The sequence below is a fragment of the Pseudomonadota bacterium genome (genome assembly GCA_018817425.1).
GTDB lineage: Bacteria > Desulfobacterota > Desulfobacteria > Desulfobacterales > RPRI01 > RPRI01.
In genome coordinates this window covers 62,800-81,543 of the sequence record JAHITX010000063.1, presented here as the reverse complement: position 1 = coordinate 81,543, position 18,744 = coordinate 62,800, and the positions used below count along the sequence as shown (strand labels likewise).

Below are 18,744 nucleotides of genomic sequence, written 5' to 3'. Positions count from 1 at the left end.
CAGTTTCAAAACGCCCCATTTTGGCCGATCTCTGCGTTGGGCTCAAATTTCAATCCTCGAAATACTCAATGTATTCCTGCGGTTGAAATTTTCGCCCGCCTTGAGCTTGACCAAACTGAAACGTTTTGAAAGTGGCTCAGTGTTTTGAAAAAAGTTATTTTTTGTGCTGATGATAAGGTACGTTCAAAATTCGGCTGCAACACGTCAATAAATGTGGATGTCTTGCTAACCTGATGAAGTTGGTTTTTAAGTTTATTCAAATGTCCATATGCAACAACTAATAATGAGATGCCTTTTTTATTTGTTTAAACCATATTCAAGGTATAAAATCCTGCGATAAATATTAAAAAACCTTCCATCCAGCATGTTCAATAATAAACATCGGAATCTTTTTACGACTTTATAAGGTTATAAAATAATTTTTATGAACAAACAGCATAAAAAAGAAGTAGATAAGCGGCGCACTTTTGGTATTATAAGTCATCCGGATGCCGGTAAAACAACACTTACCGAAAAGCTTCTCCTTTTCGGAGGCGCAATACAACTTGCCGGAGCAATAAAAGCACGCAAAGCATCCCGTCATGCTACAAGCGACTGGATGTCTATCGAAAAAGACAGAGGCATATCGGTAACAACTTCTGTTATGAAGTTTAACTATAATGATTTCGAAATCAATCTGCTTGATACACCCGGGCACCAGGATTTTTCCGAAGATACATACAGAGTACTTACGGCTGTAGACAGCGCTCTTATGGTTATTGACAGTGCAAAGGGAGTTGAACCTCAGACAATAAAGCTGATGGAAGTATGCAGAATGCGAAATACTCCCATCATAACTTTCATAAATAAGCTTGACAGAGACGGCCTTACGCCCCTTGATCTTCTCGCAGATATTGAAGACAGACTCCAGATCGAATGCGCCCCTTTATCATGGCCCATAGGTATGGGGAAAAATTTTAAGGGAGTATATAATCTACTCAAAAAAGAACTTAACCTTTTCACACCCGGAAAAACCACTAGAACTACTGAAGGAATAACAATAACAGACCTTCTTGACCCAAGGCTTGATGAAATGCTTGGAAGTGATGCAAACAGGTTAAGAGAAGATATTGATCTGTTAAACGTAGCATCCACTCCTTTTGATTATGAACATTATCTGAAGGCCAACCAGAGCCCTGTATTTTTCGGAAGCGCTGTAAATAATTTTGGTGTAAAAGAACTTCTTGATGCATTTGTAGAAATGGCGCCGGCTCCACAACCAAGGGATACTCTTTCGCGAACCGTTTCACCTTACGAAGATTCTTTTGCCGGGTTTGTATTTAAAATTCAGGCAAACATGGACCCTGCCCATAGAGATCGTATCGCTTTTGTCAGAATATGTTCAGGAAAGTTTACACGCGGAATGAAGGTAATCCACCACCATTCAGGCAAGGAAATGACTCTGTCAAATGCTACCATATTCATGGCACAAGACAGGGCCAATGTCGAAGAAGCATATCCGGGAGATATAATAGGCTTGCATAACCACGGTAAAATAAAAATCGGGGATACTTTGACTGAAAAAGAACCTCTTAAATTTACCGGCATCCCAAATTTCGCTCCTGAATTTTTCCGTCGTGTACGCCTTTTAAACCCCATAAAAAACAAGCAGCTTCAAAAAGGACTGACCCAGCTCTCCGAAGAAGGAGCAGTTCAGTATTTCAAGCCTATTACCGGAAGCGGATATATTCTTGGAGCGGTAGGCGTACTGCAATTTGATGTTACAATGGCCCGTTTAAAAGACGAATACGGGGCTGATGCGATAACAGAACCCATTGATTACAAAAGAGCCCGCTGGATTGAGTGTGATGATAGAAAAAAGCTTGAACAATTTGAACTGGAAAACAAAAACAACCTTGCTATTGATGCCGGAGGCCACCTGACATTTCTTGCCCGCAATGAATGGGCTTTGGATTATGAAATGAAACAATGGCCCGATATCTCATTTTTAAAAACAAGAGAGCAGGATTGATACAATCATGGCAGATAATTCAGATAAAAATAAAGCCGGCAATATTCGTACAATGTTTAAAAATATTTCCGGCCGCTATGATCTCTTAAATACTATTATGACTTTTGGCAGGGACAAATCATGGAGAAAATATGTTGTAAAAGAAGCTTCTCTTAAGCCAAATGCACTTATTCTTGATGTAGGCACCGGAACCGGTAAGATTCTGCACGAAGCTCTTTTATCAAATAAAGGCATTAAAGCGTTCGGCGCTGATTTTACTTTAGAAATGATGCTTTGCGGAAAAGAGCAAAATGATAATATTTCATGGTGCTGTGCTGATGCCTTAAACCTTCCCTTCCCTGATTCCGTTTTTGATGCAGTCACATCAGGCTATTTAATCAGAAATGTAACTGATATTCATCGCGCATTTGCAGAGCAGATGCGTATAGCAAAACCGGGCGGAAAAGTTGTATGTCTTGATACATCGCCGCCACCGCATAACCTTCTTCGTCCTTTTATTTTGCTTTATTTAAAACTTATAATTCCTCTTCTTGGCCTTATTTTTGCCGGGGATAAAAATGCTTATAAATACCTTACAGCAAGCACTGAGGCGTTCAAATCACCGGAAGAACTATCTTTGATAATGAAAGATGCCGGGCTTGAAAATATAAGGTTTCGCAAATTCATGTTCGGCACAATTTCAATCTTATGCGGCACCAGCCCTTCTAAGTAGAAGCTGTTGGCTATTTTTTTTGTTTTCTTCTTAATCCTGCAAATCCAAGAAAACCCGAACCAAGCAACCATACTGCTCCAGGTATTGGCGCAGACATGGGGCCGGACTGTAATACGTTATAAGCCTCGGCTGCCAATATTGTATGCCCTATACTGTTTGGATGAAAATCGTCATAGAATAACGAACTCAAATAAACAGGGTTGATTTCCCCATTATCCATGAGCAATAAATCGGAAAACAGAGCATATACATCTAAAAAATAGATATTCATAGATGAATTTTCACCTGCAAACGCCTGCAAGCCACTATGGAGTTGATTGTTAAAACCCTGAGTCCATGCACTGGCCTGGGCAGTTGTGACATTTGGGTCTGTATTATTATAAAATCCAGGTGTCATGCCAAGGTCGGGAAGATTCGGAACAAGTATGTTTTGAGCCCCGTTCTCTTTTAATTTGCCCAGTGCGGTCACTATATTTGTTGCTGCGAGTGAAAAATCTCTTACCTGAAAAAAATCATTGGCGCCGGCCCATACAGTAAAAAGGGTGTCATTCCCGCCGACGGAAGGATACGCATTCTCCAGCTGCCACTGAAGACCATAGATTAATGAACCAAAGGCTTTAGGATTATCATAGCTTGTTGTTGCACCACCATATGCATGGTCGTAAAGGGTACTACTACCCATGGTACTGGTAAGTGTTTCCACCCATACGGCCCCATCTGTAAAATATCCAAACCCATGGACATCATTGAGATATGTATTCCTTTCAGTTGGATACTTGCCATTATCCGTCAAGCTGTCGCCAAAGGCCACAATATTTTCGAATGAAGTTGAACCAAAAGCTGAAAAAGGAATCGCCAGAAATATAATAAAACTTGCAACAATCAAAATTCTTTTATTCATTTGATCTCTCCCCTTAGTATCTATACTTTATTTATTAAAAACCAAAACAATACTCGTGCTCTGACAGTTTATGGTGTTTTCCTTAAGTCTGTCTCCAATCCCCACTATTAAAACCACAGTTTGAATTTTTTGAGTTTATTTTTCAAACTTTCTCCTTACCCCTACCAGTCCAATCAGCGCTGAGCCAAAGAGCCAGATGGCGGAGGGCAGGGGTACAGTAGATGATACTTCCAGGGAGCCCAGGTTATAAAGTTCGTCGGTGTTCCAGAATAATCCGGAATCAAGACCCGGCAGCAAGATGTCGGCAAACCGGCCGGAGACCAAGGCGTTTCCAAAATCAAAAAGAGCAAAGGTATCGTCGAGTTCTGGCGTAAAACCGTCCGAGAGAATAATTTTCAGCACAATACCGGTTAAATCTATGTCTCCATTGAAGATGATCCGGTCATAATCAATACCGGCCAGGCCGTTTCCGGCCAGCTCCATGTACAGGGTGCTGCCTGATAAGTCTACATCTGTCATCTCAATGGTGCCGGGACTGTTGCCCACGTAAACATCTCCGAGAATGGTGGTGTTACTCACACTGCCGGAGCCGTAAAGATCTCCCCAGAGTTTGAGGCCGGTTTCCGTACCGATCAACGACCCACCCTGACCAAGGTTCAGACCCTCCTCACCTGTGAAGATTTGTCCCCGGCCGGTAATGCGGCCTCCCTGAGCAAGATTAAGCTGGTGGAAGACATGGTTTAAAAGGCCGCCGGTTATTTCCAGCTCGCTGTTGGCCCCGAAATCAAGCTCCCCGCCGGTGGAGACAAAGGAAGTGCCGGCCTGCATGGTCAGTTTGGCGTTTTGGCCTATTTCAAAAATTTTATTGCTTCCCAGGATCGTGTTTTCTATCACACCGCTTTCAGTCAGGGCCAGCCGGCCTGAAGTCCAGTTAAAGACACCGGGACCGGTGGGAAGAGCGCTTACCCGCAGTTCACCACCATCAAGGTTTACCTGCCCCTGGTCCCATATTTTCAAGGTCCCTGCCACTTCCACACGACCTTTGTTGAAAATGTTCAGGGTACCGGTGCCTCCGGCATTGGTTGAACTTCCGCCAACGTATATTGATTCGGAATTGGTCCAGCCTGAGCCCACACCGTCTACAGTTACCGTGCCGTTGGAGCCTGTATCATAGCCCACAAAGCCGTCTATATTGGACACGATACCCCCATTGTTCACGTTCAGGGTTCCGCTCCAAATATAGCTCACATACAAGTCATTGGAATTGCACCAGCTTGAACCCACACCATCTACTGTTACCGTGCCTTTGGAACTCCAATAATAGCCCACATTGCCATCATTATTGGAAACCACAGCGCCGTTTGTTATGTTCAGGGTTCCGGTTCCATTTTTACCTACGTACAAATGATTAGAATTGGTCCAGCTTGAACCCGCTCCATCCACAGTTACCGTGCCTTTGGAACCCGGATTATAGCCCACATTGCCATCAATATTGGAAACCGCAGCGCCGTTTGTTATGTTCAGGGTTCCGGTTCCACTTTTACCTACGTTCAAATCATTAGAATTGATCCAGCTTGAACCCGCTCCATCCACCGTCACCGTGCCGTTGGAACCCGATCCATAGCCCACATTGCCATTCCCATTGGACACCGCCGCGCCGTTTGTGATGTGCATACCTCCAATACCATTGTCGCCTATCCTCAAATCGTTAGAAGCTAAATCCCAGTCCCCGGTTCCAAAGTGATCATGACTGTTGTTGCCCCAGTTCCAGATGTCCGACTCATAAATTATAAGATGGCCCATGTCAAAGTAGGTGTTGTTGTTGGTACCCTCTTTATGTTCGCCTTTTACCTGAAAGGTCAGTTTTGTAGTATACTGATTCAGGCGGGCCATCCCGGAGCGACAGATCCAATCAGTGTCTGATTGCAATCCCAGATTTGAATCGCCATTGGCAGAATTATCGGCGTTTTTCTGATACAAGGAGATCAAAACATCATCATAACCTCCGCTGCGGTCATAACCGCCGTATCGCACATAGTAGCCACCGGTGTTAAGCCGGTAAGATTCGTATCCTAACGCTTTAAGGTTGATGTCCTTGGGAGACGGTGGACTCGAAAGTGTTGCCCGCATGCCACATGTAGTTACCCGAATAGGGGCTGATGCCGGAGTCTTCGGTTTTTATGTGGTCGGCGCCTGCTCCGTCTGAAAAATACCAACCGGTCCCGAGAGGTAATTCCTCAAAGCTTCGGTTGACCAACAACTGGTCAGCCGCACCGGCCGGGCTTACCCCGGCGGTCAGGAATGAAAAAAGGACTGCAAAAATAAGCAAAAAGCGATCTCTAAAGGTTTTGAAACACATTATATCTCCTTCAATATGAATATTAGTATTATAAATCAACATTTAAGCATTACTAATTTAAGCAATTATCATACCGTAATTATTAATTACAATTTATGATATTATCCTCGAAAGCCGGCAAAACATCACTTAAATTTACTGATAAGCCTGCCCGGCAAGCTGTGAGGGGGTATCAGGAACCCGTTTGCAATAAAAGAAACCGGCCTTCGCAAGTATTATAAAAAAAGAAAATATCCCGAATTTAAATAATGTATCAATTCATATACAGAACCAGTAAAACCGGACAGCTTCATAACTTTATATACAAATCGTAAACTAATCCGACACTTATAAAGAGCGGTGGTATTACATCACGCACACATATATATACATTTATATATCAAAAGGTTATATAATATTGATAAAAATTTATCATTTTAGCAAAACATCTATCTTATAAATAACAGATTAATATAATTGATATTTCATAGATATTTGCCGGAATTTAAAATTGTAAACTATTCCGACACTATATTATGAAAACAGGGTGTCTAATCCTTATATGCGGCCATCTTTCTTTAGCCCCCTCAGGGTAACCGCATTTTGATTTAATATGTTGAACCAGTTTCCAAACGCAGTTACTCTGGCGCAATGTTGCATCAGCGAAAACACTGTTAAATAGGTTATCTTTCATTTGCCAAAAAATGGAATTGGATGTATAAAGATCAAATATTTAAGAATGAATCTGATACAAGAAGGCACCAACAAAGGCTTAATCAAATTTAATGCTGAGCACATATTTCCCACATCCATAATATAAAACAACAAGGCAGAGAGGACTTATGATCAAGATTATCATAGGATGTTCATTGGCAATTCTCATAGTGGGCGCATTGGCCGTTTATATTATCCGTAAAAAGCGCAAAACAAAAGAGGCCATGGAAGTAGTTGAGAAAATCATCAAGCCGGCGCCTGAGCAAAGTAAACCGGAGGATGCAATTGAAGGATTGGTCGGATTTAATGTTTTTGTTCGCGATAATATCCACCAACTTAGTGACGAAGTTGTTTTGTTGTGTGAGCAGATTGTGGATACCTTCAGGGATATATTGCCGAAAATGATGGAGCGTTACCCCGAACAAGCATTAACTTATGAACTGCGCAGGGCAAGCGAATCGCATTTGCTTCGTAAGCTCAAAGAGTACTGCGATATGTCGGACACAAATCGCACTGAAAGATCCGATGTTCTTGTAAACCTTCTTAGAGAATTGCTCAAACACGCAGTTCATGGCGCTGATATTATCGAACGTAACGAATTGGATGAATTTGATACTGTAGCCAACTTTATGAAAATGAACCTCAGCGGCGTTTAACGATGCCTGTTTTGGTCTGATAATATAATAAATTTATGGGAGATAAAAAGAAAATGACTACTGCATCCGAAGAAATAGAAATCAAACAAATCAAACAGACCATTGATCAATCTCAAGTCCCGGAAACCCTGGATGTTGTGGAATATGAGGGGCAGGGGGCTCTCACAGTAGTCCAGGAACCCGAACATATAATTCCTGTGCCCCCCTCTCATATTGATGCCGCAAGGGATCAGGAAATCGGTCGCGACGCAAAGCAGTTTGCGGAATCAATTATCAGTGACCCCTCAAACTATGAACTTGGTGATCGGATCTTTGATCTTGGATCAAGCGCCCGCAACCTGATTGATACGCAAGTGTCGCTCTTTGATACCGCCATTGGTGTCGTTCTTAAAGATATTAACGACAAAGGAGAAAATACCTTTCAGGGCAACATGATGCAACTTAAGATGAACATCGATCAGATCAATCCTGCCATGGTTGCCAGGGAAGAGTGTATTTCGGAGAAAGTCGGAAGAATTTTCAAAAAGACAATCAAGCGGCTTCCCAAAGGAGAGGAGATACTTACTATTATTTACGAACGTCGCGAGACAACCCGCTCTACCGTCCTGGGGCTTCAAAACCATTTGCGAAGGCATGGTGAAACCGTAAATATGCATGCGGCTGAGCTGATAACCATCTGCAATACCTTAAAGGACAGCCAGCCTCTTTTGCACGAAGACATTTATTGGGGGCAGTTGGCCTGGAAATTTATCATGGAACGTATGGATAAAATAACCGATCCAATGGCACGGGAGAATATCACGATGCTGACTGCGGATTTGGCAACTGCCGTGGTTGACAGTCAACAACTGGACAACATGAACCTTCAAACACGTTATGGTGGCGGTCTGACCATACGCAATGCACGTCATGTCGGTCGGGTAATTCGAAGCACCAGTACGCTTCTCGGCGGTGTTGCCGGCGCCCTGGCTGTAAGGGCTGCAGCGGCACAACAACTTCAGACCATGCAAGTTGCAAACATGATGCAAGATGCCATAGGTCAAACCATGGTCGATACAGCCGATCAGGTCGGCAAGGCTGTTGTCGCCAGTGCAGAACAGGCGACAAGGATGGACAAGAACATCGCTTTTTTGCAGGAGGCATGCAACAAATATGAGTTTGCCGCACAGGCGCTTACGCAAGTGTGCGCCAACACTATCAAGGTGGCAAGCCTGTCTACAAATAAACTAAATGAAATGAACACGCTGCTTCGTTCCCGCGCTGATGCGGCTGCCGCCTTTCATGGAAAACAATAACCCTCTTTATTAAAAAGGATACCCGCATGGAATTTGCTTATCTGAAAGGCGTTCAGGACCGACTGGATGTGATTCGCACATTGACAAGACAATCCAGGATACCGGCGAACGACCGCTTTAAATATTCCATCAAAGACATTAAACCCGACGGATTCGTTCGTTTAAATGGTGATATATGCCATGTCATGAAAGGCGGCCGTTATGATGAATGGGATGAGAATTACAAGGCAAAAAAGGAATACTCATCCCATGAATTCAGGCTGCTCAATCTGCGAACGGGTCAAATTGTTCTTTTGGAATGGGATGAAGATGACCAGATCGTCAGTGCATGTACCGGTGTAAAAAAACTCAAATGGTCGGATCTGGCCGATGAAGCGGGTGAAAAAATCGATGAGGATGATCTGGAAGAGATGGGATCGGATGACGGCATAAAATACAACGGCAAGACCTATTGGTATGAAGATGATTGGGCCGCTAAATATGTTCCGTCCGGAAAACGCAATAGTGAGAAAGCCTGGATTTACGAATTTGAGGCTGACGACAAAGAAATGATAACCATCGAAGAATGGGGCGGTGGCGAAAAGTCCGATGACTATGAAATATGGCATTGTCTTTCAATTGATCCCAACTCAATTGAAATTATCGCTATTACTACCAAACAAAGCCCTGCCTGATAAACAGGCGCACGAGAGGGCGATTTTGAGGATATTATGGCAGAGGAAAATAAATTAAACGATTTGCTTAAGGATAAAGTTATTAACATCGATGGTGTTGATTACCGGCTTGATGATGTTGCTTTTAATAAAGATAAGGACGGCAAAGACCTCGAGTCTTTGACGCTCATGTTTGCGGCTGTCGAAAACCCTCAAAAGACCATTAATATGGTTATTTCCGATTCAACCCTGTTATTGCTGCTGTCTTCTTTGTTTTCGTTTCAGGATATTTCAGAGTGTTTCGTCGATGAAGTTGAGTCTGTTGCCAATGAGATTTCTGAAAAGTATAAACCCAAAATAATAAGGGGCTTAAGTGCTTTCATTGAAGAATTCAAAAAAAAATAGGAAGGGAGCAAGTCTGTGGAAATGATACCGGTGCTTCAAGCAGCCCGTGACTTGCGCCTCAACCTTATCGAAGGCCAAATGGCTGACTGGTCACAGTTTAGAATACTTAAAGCACAGGGCATGGATAGGAACCCATGGAATGTCAAAGCTCATGTCATTGGCGCAAGTCATCTCATATCAGTCAACTACAATGGTTCGCTTTTTCACGAAATTTTTGCTTGTATGGAAGTAAAGGCCGATGCAAAACCGATTTATTACGGTCCGATCATGGATATTGGAAACCTGACGCATAAATTTGTCGATAAACTGTCATATAAGTTTGATTCGAAAATACTAAAATGGGACACCGGTGAACCCCTTATGTTGGATCTCGAACATATGGCAAATACGGCAGGAGACAACAAAATCGGATTGGTGGCGGAATTTCCACCAATTAATACCGATATTATTACAAAAACCATCGTCTTGATAACTATGGACGACAAAATGCTCAAATTTGAGACCGTACACAGCTATCCTAACGAAGATTGCATCGTCTTTACCCAAACCAGAATTAAGGAGACGTTATGAAGTACAAAAGGTATTGGGCAATAATCATCACACTGATGTTTATTGCCTCCTGCGGCATAAATGGAGATCTCAAGAAGACCGCAAAAAGCCGAAAGCAGGCCTTGGAAAATACTCAGAGCCAGATTGACTCCGCGCTAAATAAGTACACCGAATGGAAAAAGTCTTCGGAGTACGACCGGTTCGAACGTTACGACAAGACCTACAGTTGGGCTAAACAGTTCGATGAAGCCCTGTTGGAAGTTGAGTCGGCCCGCACTGTTTGGACAGAAATTGAACAAATACTTGATAACAATAATCCAAAAGAAGAAGGCAAATTAAATCAAAAGATTCGTCAAATAAACAGTCGGTTTGTATTAGCCTTGAAAAAGTCCAGGGAGCCGAACAGGCAGATAGGCGTATTGAGACAACTGATGGAAGACGCGCCGAAATATATCAATGCGGCTGACAAGCAAGTGTCTGAGATGAAAACTATAATATCGGATATCAGGCCGATTGTTGATAAAGCGGTGGCCGATTCCAAAAGCTTTGGATGGAATAAGGAAAAAGACATAAGCAACCGCTTTGGCCAGCTGGAAGGTATCTATAACACAGCAGCTGATATGCTTAATGGCGCCAAGGCCCAACACAACTCAGATGATCCCGATTATGCGGTGATCGCCACCAACCTGGATATTGTGCAAAAAAAATTTCCTGAACTTAAGCAGGCTGACACCCATTTGCGAAAGCTGCTTGGCGAATTGAACCGAAGTTATACAAAACGACTGATCGATATGAAGTATGTTTACGCTGTTACCCCAGGCAGAACCAGTTGGGCAAATTACTATGAATATCCCTCAGAAACCGACTATGAGTATCGTCCCCAGCAAGTCGATGAGGCCACGTTTAAATATTTTTCACAGAAAACCGGTGATATCGCCAACGGATTACAAAGGGTCAGGTTGTATATCGAAGAAAGCATGTGGTATAAGCTTAACATAAATGTTATAGAAAGACTCCCCCGTGGTGATGACAGCGCAGTGTTTTGGATCAGCTCGACGGATATCGAATACTATCACCGGTATCTTGTAATAGAAAACGGTACAGAAAAGGAGTCCGGCTGGGAAGAGGTCGATGAAGACGACTTTGCCGCCAACATAAACAATCTCGGCATGGATATAGTGTCTAAGCCTTACGGTCTGTATGCGTCTGAGGTCATAGAGGACGCCGCTCCACCCGGTATGGCGTATGTGGGTAACAAAAAATACGGAAACTGGGAAAAAGATTCATCGGGCGGCTCTTTTTGGGCGTTTTATGGCCGATACGCCTTTTTAAACGCCATGCTGGGCGGCCACCGCTATTACTACAACGACTGGAACCATTGGAACCGCAACTACCGTGGGCGTGCGCCGTACTATGGGAAAAACGCCGACGGGTCCACAATTTACGGAACATCGGGCTCTACAGTTCGCAGCAACTCCCAATACAGATCATCCACTTTTTCAAGACAGGGTGGTATAAAATCAGCCCCGGCAAATGTTCGATCTGCCGCCGGCAGTGTTCGTGGTCGGGGCCCAGGAAGTCGCGGTAAGTAAACACTTTAAATCCGCTAAAATACTTCGTAAATTACTCTTAGGAATAAAGGAGCTTTTAATATGGATAATTTGATGAATGCTTTCACGATCATGGGGACAAGCCTGGTCTACATTCTAATTTGTATAGGTTTTACTTATATTGCCTGGCTGATTGCCGACTGGCGGACTAAAGATATGGATGACTTGCAGCAGATCGAAGAGGGCAACATGGCTGTTGGGATGCGGCGTTTTGGCCTGCTGACCATGCTCGGTTTTGGTTTTTGCGGTGTATTGTCAGGCAGTGGTTCCGGATTTGTACATAATATACTGGCCTTGTTGGTAGATGGTGTGCTTATAATTATTTTTGCCTTCGCATGCCGACACATCAATGATGTTATCATGATGGGCCACATAGACAATGACGAACACTGCAAAAACGGTAATGTAGCTGTCGGGATTGTCGAGGCTGCAAATTATATGGCTACAGGCCTCATACTTTGGGGGGCGTTTGCCGGTAATGGCATGGACATTATTGATGGGGCATTGTCTTCGCTGATCTGGTTTTTGATAGGTCAGTCAACATTGCTTGTTATCGGATGGATCGTCGAAGTCTTTTTTACAAAATTCAACATCCGGAACGAAATAAAAGATGGCAATGTGGCTGCCGGAGTATTTCTTGCCGGTGTGTTGGTACCGCTTGGTATTATCATCCGCTCCAATCTGATGGGACCAAGCAAAGGTTTGGTGTTTGATATCGTATTATTTGCCGCCTATATGGTATTTAGTCTTTTGCTGCTGGTCTTGTTCAGTATCGCTTTCGATCATAAGCTGCTCCCTAAATCCACAATCAAAGAAGTAGTTGAAAAAAATCGAAATGTGGCTGGGATCTCGGTCGGCGCTGCCGTGAATGTTCTGGTTGCACTGGTTATTTCCGCCACATTGTAGCCTATAAAAGGGTGTTACCATAATCACAACATCTCACGAAAATATATCGATCAACAAATCTACTGAGCCAGTTTCAAAACATTTCAGTTTGGTCAAGCTCAAGGCGGGCGAAAATTTTAACCGCAGGAATACATGGCGTATTTCGAGGATTAAAATTTGAGCCCAACGCAGAGATCGGCCAAAATGGGGCGTTTTGAAACTGGCTCTACTGTTGCATGGGCTAAGTTTTTACTTGTAACCTGTACTTTTTTGACAGGCGCGTGCGGTTTGGTTTTAGAATATATCCAGGCCACCATTGCTTCTTTCATCTTAGGCAATTCCATTGAACAATGGTCTGTGGTAATCGGGCTCATGCTTTTCATGATGGGAATCGGAAGCAAGGCACAACGGTTCGTCATCGGCGATAAACACTTAGTGAATGCTTTCATCGGCATTGAGATAACCCTGGCGGTTGTCGGCGCATGGGCCCCGCTGGGCACTTACGCTGCATACGCTTATATAACAAGCCACTTCATGCTGGTGCAGTATGGGTTTATAATGTTAATCGGGTTTTTGATCGGTCTTGAGATACCGGTAGTAACCCGCATAAACAAAGAATATACCGATGAACTCAAAATTAACTTAGATTACATTTTGAGCGCAGATTATTTCGGCAGTCTTGCAGGGGCTTTGTTATTTGCATTTGTTCTTTTGCGCTACTTTCCGTTAACGGAGAGCAGTTTTATCGCATCCACTCTTAACTTCATACCGGCTATGCTGGCCTTTGCATTCTTTTACAAGCACGGCAAAGTGAGTGCGCCGGTTCGGCTTTTGCTGGTATCGTTTTTGGTTTTTATATCTTTATTGGTTGGATTCAAATATAATCACGCCTGGAATTTTAAGCTGGAACAACACCTGTATGATGATCGCATCATCTACTCAAATACAACCCGTTATCAGCATCTTGTTGTAACACACAATCCCACGCTTAATGAACATCGCTTCTATATTAATGGGCATATCCAGTTCAGCAGTACTGATGAAGCCAGATATCACGAATCACTGGTGCATCCCGCCATGAATGTGGCCACATCAAGAAAAAATATCCTCATACTTGGGGGCGGAGATGGTATGACGCTACGTGAAGTCTTAAAGTATAATGATGTGCAATCAGTAGATCTTATCGACCTTGATCCCGAGATGGTAAAGCTGTGTGCAAACAATCCGGTGCTTCGACGGCTAAACCACGGTGCGTTTGACGATGCACGCGTTAAGGTCGCCGATTCTAAGGGCATTGAAACCGGAGACTGGTATTATCTTTTTCAAGAAACCGGAAAAGAAGATGAGCACAAGCAGCCAGATGCCGAAAAGGTGGCAACGCTTAATGTTATAAATATTGATGCTGAAAAATTTGTCAGTAATGCCAAGGGTCGATATAACATCATATTAATTGACCTTCCTGATCCATCTACAATCGAGCTTAACAAATTGTATACCAAAGGCTTTTACAGCAGGGTAAAGCGATTGCTCACAGATGGTGGTGTTATCGCAATTCAATCCACCAGCCCATTTTTTGCCCGAGAAAGCTATTGGTGTATAAGCCGTACAGTCCGGGCTGCGGGCTTAGACGTGGTGAACTACCATGTAAATATTGAGAGCTTCGGCGACTGGGGCTTTGTTTTAGCAACCAAGAGCCTGAAAAAAGGCTATGTGGACAAGCTAATTTTAGAGATGGACCTGAATAATATTGATACAAAATTTCTGACAGCCGATGTATTCAGGGCGTCAATGGTTTTCGGTAAAGACATGATGAAGATAAAGAAAAAAGAAATTAACACTCTTATGCGGCCCGTTCTTCATATGTATTATCTCAAAGAAGATTGGCAGTACGAATAAAGGAGATGTGATTTAAGATGCTGCATTTTCTGTACTATTTTCGTATCAATAAGTTTATACAAGTGTTCAGGGAGATTAGACAGATAATCAAAAGGATGGAATGGCTTATGTCAGTATATAAATACCCGTTCCCAACTACCAACCTTAGGTTAAGGTCTCATATTTGTGTCTTGTCTGCTGTCAAATACGAAATGTGCTACAATTTCATCATGTTCAATTGAGCCAGTTTCAAAACGTCCCATTTTGGCCGATTTTAAGCGTTGGACTCAAATTTCGCACGAAGTGACACGTAGTGAAGCATAAACGCGAACGTTTTGCGCTATCCTCGAAATACTAAATGTATTCCTGTGTGACGAATAAAATTGTAAAGAAGCCCGACAGTATGATGATTATTATTCAGAAATCGAATATTTTCGCTGAGTCTTTCAAACGGTAATCGTTGTTATTTTTGGAAATTCATTTTGTTTACTTGTAGGTAAGCAAGTATAGTATTGTTTTAGCTACCGTGCCACGGGTGCCACTCACAGCATTGATCTCAATTCCAGTAAAACGTATTCTGGTATCAGAATGTCGGATAATTCTAAAGCATAGAAATGAAAACAATTTTTATATCCGTAAACTTATGAAAACAGCTTTTCCAGATAAAACTTTGTAATCGGATCTGCATCATCGAAAGTATATTTTGGGTTTGTATTTTTCTCCACCATTTGTTTTCTGATACCTGACGCAAGATTTTTTCCAAGCTCAACCCCAAACTGATCAAACGGGTTTATACCCCATATAAATGCTTCATATACTGTTTTTGCTTCATAGAAGGAAAGAAGACGGCCGATATTTTCGGGGGATAGATCATCCAACAGTATAGTAGATGATGGCCTGTTTCCGGAAAAGCATTTTGCCGGATCTTTATCGTCTTTGCCTGTGGCAAGTGCTGCGGGTTGAGCTATTAAATTGGCCCAAAGCTCCTGGTGGTTTGTAACTCCTTTTGATTTATTTTTGTACTTCTCATAGCAGGGATTTATTACGCCTATGAAATCTATGGGAAATGGCCGCCCCTGATGCGCAAGCTGAAAAAACGAGTGCTGAGCATTGGTGCCGGGTTCACCGAATATAATGGTTCCAGTTGGCACAGAAATATTTTTCCCTTCTTTTGTAACAGACTTTCCGTTGCTTTCCATATTCAGCTGCTGAATGTGAGGAGCAAGCTTTGCCAAAGGAGAAGCATAGGGTATTATTGCCTGTGCCGGATAGTTAAGAAAATTGTTGTTCCATACTGATATCAGCGCTGCTGTTAGAGGCAGATTTTTACTTATTGTGGCTTCTTTTGCATGCAGATCCATTTCTTCGGCCCCTTTTAAAAACCGCTCAAAAACATCATATCCCAGATAAAGACTTAAAGGCACACCGCCTACTGCCGAGGTAACGCTGTATCTTCCGCCTATAAAATCAAACATGTGAAACGATGCCAGTACCGGATTTGATGCAGGATCATCTCCGGGACTTCCCTTGCTTGTTACCGTAACAAAATGCTTTGCCGGATCAAGCCCTTTTTGTTTCATGAATTCATAGGCCTGCTTTGTGTTTGCAGTTGTCTCGGCAGTTGTGTAGGTTTTTGAAACCACAATCCAGAGAGTTTTTTCAGGATCTATAGATGCAACTATTTCTCCGAAATTATGGATATCAACATTTGCAAGGAAATGAATTTTGATCTTATCTTTTGCAAGATGCTTTAAAGCTGTGGATACAAATTCGGTCCCAAGATATGAGCCCCCTATTCCTATTACTACCAGATGCTCAAACGCTTTTCCTGTCTGGCCTTTGATCTTGCCGGAATGTACTTTGCGTACAAACTCTTTTATCTTGTTATTTACCGCCAGCATTTCCGGCATTATATCTTTTCCGTCCAACATTAACGGCAAACCTGAAAAAGATCTTGTTGCAGTGTGAAGAGCTGCTCTGTTTTCAGTAGTGTTAATCTTTTTCCCGATTGTCATATCTGCAAATTGTTTTTTTATTTTCCTTGCACGGGCCAGGTTAATAAGAAGCTTCATTGCTTCTTTATCAACTCTTTGCCTTGAGAAATCATAAAAAATACCGGCTCCGTTTAAACAATAATTATCTATCCTGCCTTTTTCAGTTATCAGATGTTTAAGATGATTCTTTCTACTATTTATCAAACCGGCATGTTTTTTAAGACTTTTCCATTCGATAAGATCTGCTATGCTTTGAAATGCCATAGTGAATTACTCCTGTATTATAAATTTAGAAATCTTAACCGAGCCCGATTAATGAATTGCAATTGCTTCTTCTCGATATAGTTTGACAGGGTTCAAGGATTCGATGATTCAAGGATTCAAGTGCTTATTATTCCCCGGATTTTAATAAACTTTTCACTTGAATCCTGGAACCCCTGGCCCCTTGAATCCTAAAGACAAGCCATAAAACTACATCTATTGCACTTTCTCTGAAAGGCTTTTATATATATCATTTATAATCTGACCCGATAACTCATGCATCGCCTTACTCATTGCTTCTGCAAGAGCCTTGGGGTTTTTTTTGGCGCATACTTTTCTTGTTGCATACTTTCTCTGGAAAATAATTTTTCTGCTAAGATCAGGCTCATTTTCGGCCATAAGCACAATATCTAATGAAAGCACAGCCTCCCATGTTTTTCCTCTGTCATCTTCAAAAAATCCGTCAACAGTACCTGAAACAGAATGTGTGGCGGCAAAACCTGCATCGAAAGTGAAAACCCCTTTAAAAAGTCCCGAGTTTTTGAGATCTCTGAAAAGAAAATAAGAAACTAATCTTGCAGGATCTTTTTCCCATCTGTGATAAACGTATTCATTGGTCTGGAAATCATTTATTCTGTAAACGATTTTATCAGAGTTATATAATGGCGACTTAAAACGTCCGATATTTATAACAAAAGGAAGGTTATTTGATCCGGCAGGCAGTGGCGCAGAATATTCAAGTGTATAATAATCAATTTTCTTTTCAGATCCGCCAAAACCACCGCATCCGCTTAAAATAAAAAATATACTTAAAACTAAAAATACAAAATAAATCTTTGGAAAAGCTTTCAATGAAATCTTCATAATAACTCCTGTAAAATTATTGCCGCTCTTAATCCTTTTCAATTTCTTTTTCAGGCTGTGGGTCACCAAAAAGAAGAACTGACGGCTGATCCGAAATTTGATCAACTGAGCGGTTTAAAGTTTCACTGGTTTTTTCTATGCTTTGCATGGTGGAAAGGATCTGCTGTTGCATGGATGAAAGATTCTGATCCGTGTTTTTAATAAATTCCGTTCCTTCAATCACCAGCGATCCTGCATTGTCAACAGCATGATTTAAATTTTTAATTGCTTCAGCAACGCTGTCCTTGTTTCCGGTTATTATATCATCTATTTTTGTAACAGTATTATTAAAATTTGATACAGCATTGTCGGTGTTTAATGTAAATGTTTTAAATGTACCTGCCGCATCATCCACAGCACTGACTGCTCTGTTCCATTTATCTAAAGATGTTCTTATGTCGGAAGATAATTTGGCAAGTTTTGCTTCGCTAATTGCACTGTTGATTTCATCCAAAGTAAGTTTTGTTTTAACTGATATCTCTTCCAAACCAAGCTTGTTAATTTGATCTAAAACATCTGTTAATTTGTCTAAAAAGCGGGTTATCTCAGATGGTTTTGTATCTATAACCGTATGATCGGGTACAAAGCTTAGCGATGGAGAAAGATCAGGCTCATCTTGTTTCTTTAAATCCAGTTCCACAAACATAATGCCTGTAATACCGACAGATCTTAATTGAGCAACTATATCTTTATCCGGTTTCGTATCGGTTTCAATTTTTAATACAACTTCTATAAGCTTGCCATCCGGGGCAACACCAATATAAGAAACCCTTCCAATCGTGACTCCTCTGAATTTCACAGGCGAATCTTTCGACAGTCCCTGTACCGAATCATTGAAATAGGCTGAATACAAACGCCCCTGTTCAAAATAGTGTGACATGCCAACCCATATTATCGCAACAAAAGCGAGAATCATCCCTATCAGAACAAAAAGCCCTACACTGAATTTTGTTTTTATTGTAGCCATGTTGTTTCCATTGGA

16 protein-coding genes are annotated in these 18,744 nt (G+C 42.0%); 10 read left to right on the top strand and 6 right to left on the bottom strand.

Annotated features, from left to right (window positions below):
• The first annotated feature begins 424 nt into the window (after nucleotides 1-424).
• Together KKC46_11270 and KKC46_11265 are read left to right on the top strand one after the other, a co-directional pair.
• Nucleotides 425-2,011, top strand: coding sequence for a peptide chain release factor 3 (locus KKC46_11270; GenBank protein ID MBU1054394.1), 1,587 nt, complete (start codon nucleotides 425-427; stop codon nucleotides 2,009-2,011).
• Nucleotides 2,012-2,018: 7 nt separating this feature from the next.
• Complete coding sequence (locus KKC46_11265) at nucleotides 2,019-2,723, top strand: ubiquinone/menaquinone biosynthesis methyltransferase (protein MBU1054393.1); 705 nt, start codon at nucleotides 2,019-2,021, stop codon at nucleotides 2,721-2,723.
• 10 nt (nucleotides 2,724-2,733) lie between these two features.
• Here the strand turns inward: KKC46_11265 and KKC46_11260 are convergent, their stop codons facing one another.
• The 3 genes from KKC46_11260 to KKC46_11250 all read right to left on the bottom strand — a co-directional run bounded on the left by KKC46_11260 (nucleotide 2,734) and on the right by KKC46_11250 (nucleotide 5,983).
• Nucleotides 2,734-3,624: a hypothetical protein gene (locus tag KKC46_11260; protein MBU1054392.1), complete on the bottom strand. Its 891-nt coding sequence runs from the start codon at nucleotides 3,622-3,624 to the stop codon at nucleotides 2,734-2,736.
• A 135-nt stretch (nucleotides 3,625-3,759) separates the two neighbouring features.
• Nucleotides 3,760-5,223, bottom strand: a complete 1,464-nt coding sequence (locus KKC46_11255) for a hypothetical protein (protein MBU1054391.1) — start codon at nucleotides 5,221-5,223, stop codon at nucleotides 3,760-3,762.
• A gap of 481 nt (nucleotides 5,224-5,704) precedes the next feature.
• Complete coding sequence (locus KKC46_11250; protein ID MBU1054390.1) at nucleotides 5,705-5,983, bottom strand: hypothetical protein; 279 nt, start codon at nucleotides 5,981-5,983, stop codon at nucleotides 5,705-5,707.
• A gap of 821 nt (nucleotides 5,984-6,804) precedes the next feature.
• On the opposite strand from KKC46_11250, the gene KKC46_11245 reads away from it, so the two are divergent.
• The 8 genes from KKC46_11245 to KKC46_11210 all read left to right on the top strand — a co-directional run bounded on the left by KKC46_11245 (nucleotide 6,805) and on the right by KKC46_11210 (nucleotide 14,625).
• Nucleotides 6,805-7,332: a hypothetical protein gene (locus KKC46_11245; protein MBU1054389.1), complete on the top strand. Its 528-nt coding sequence runs from the start codon at nucleotides 6,805-6,807 to the stop codon at nucleotides 7,330-7,332.
• A gap of 53 nt (nucleotides 7,333-7,385) precedes the next feature.
• Nucleotides 7,386-8,627 carry a tellurite resistance protein gene (locus tag KKC46_11240; protein ID MBU1054388.1) on the top strand — a complete coding sequence of 414 codons (1,242 nt, stop codon included), beginning with the start codon at nucleotides 7,386-7,388 and terminating at the stop codon, nucleotides 8,625-8,627.
• 26 nt (nucleotides 8,628-8,653) lie between these two features.
• Nucleotides 8,654-9,301, top strand: coding sequence for a DUF4178 domain-containing protein (locus KKC46_11235; protein ID MBU1054387.1), 648 nt, complete (start codon nucleotides 8,654-8,656; stop codon nucleotides 9,299-9,301).
• Nucleotides 9,302-9,337: 36 nt separating this feature from the next.
• Nucleotides 9,338-9,685: a hypothetical protein gene (locus KKC46_11230; GenBank protein MBU1054386.1), complete on the top strand. Its 348-nt coding sequence runs from the start codon at nucleotides 9,338-9,340 to the stop codon at nucleotides 9,683-9,685.
• Nucleotides 9,686-9,706: 21 nt separating this feature from the next.
• Nucleotides 9,707-10,255 carry a DUF2617 family protein gene (locus tag KKC46_11225; GenBank protein MBU1054385.1) on the top strand — a complete coding sequence of 183 codons (549 nt, stop codon included), beginning with the start codon at nucleotides 9,707-9,709 and terminating at the stop codon, nucleotides 10,253-10,255.
• Complete coding sequence (locus KKC46_11220) at nucleotides 10,252-11,826, top strand: hypothetical protein (GenBank protein ID MBU1054384.1); 1,575 nt, start codon at nucleotides 10,252-10,254, stop codon at nucleotides 11,824-11,826. Before KKC46_11225 ends, KKC46_11220 begins: the two co-directional genes overlap by 4 nt.
• A 72-nt stretch (nucleotides 11,827-11,898) precedes the next feature.
• Nucleotides 11,899-12,750 carry a DUF350 domain-containing protein gene (locus KKC46_11215; protein ID MBU1054383.1) on the top strand — a complete coding sequence of 284 codons (852 nt, stop codon included), beginning with the start codon at nucleotides 11,899-11,901 and terminating at the stop codon, nucleotides 12,748-12,750.
• A 183-nt stretch (nucleotides 12,751-12,933) separates the two neighbouring features.
• The gene (locus tag KKC46_11210) at nucleotides 12,934-14,625 is read left to right on the top strand and encodes a polyamine aminopropyltransferase (protein MBU1054382.1); all 1,692 of its coding nucleotides are present in this window, start codon (nucleotides 12,934-12,936) and stop codon (nucleotides 14,623-14,625) included.
• Between the two features lie 620 nt (nucleotides 14,626-15,245).
• Here KKC46_11210 and pgi read toward each other — a convergent pair.
• From pgi to KKC46_11195, 3 genes are all read right to left on the bottom strand, one after another.
• Nucleotides 15,246-16,862: a glucose-6-phosphate isomerase gene (pgi, locus tag KKC46_11205; GenBank protein MBU1054381.1), complete on the bottom strand. Its 1,617-nt coding sequence runs from the start codon at nucleotides 16,860-16,862 to the stop codon at nucleotides 15,246-15,248.
• A 213-nt stretch (nucleotides 16,863-17,075) separates the two neighbouring features.
• A complete protein-coding gene (locus KKC46_11200) occupies nucleotides 17,076-17,723 on the bottom strand; it encodes a membrane integrity-associated transporter subunit PqiC (protein MBU1054380.1) in 648 nt (215 codons plus the stop codon).
• A gap of 28 nt (nucleotides 17,724-17,751) precedes the next feature.
• Nucleotides 17,752-18,729 (bottom strand): MCE family protein, encoded by a 978-nt coding sequence (locus KKC46_11195; GenBank protein ID MBU1054379.1) that lies wholly within the window; start codon nucleotides 18,727-18,729, stop codon nucleotides 17,752-17,754.
• Nucleotides 18,730-18,744 lie beyond the last annotated feature (15 nt).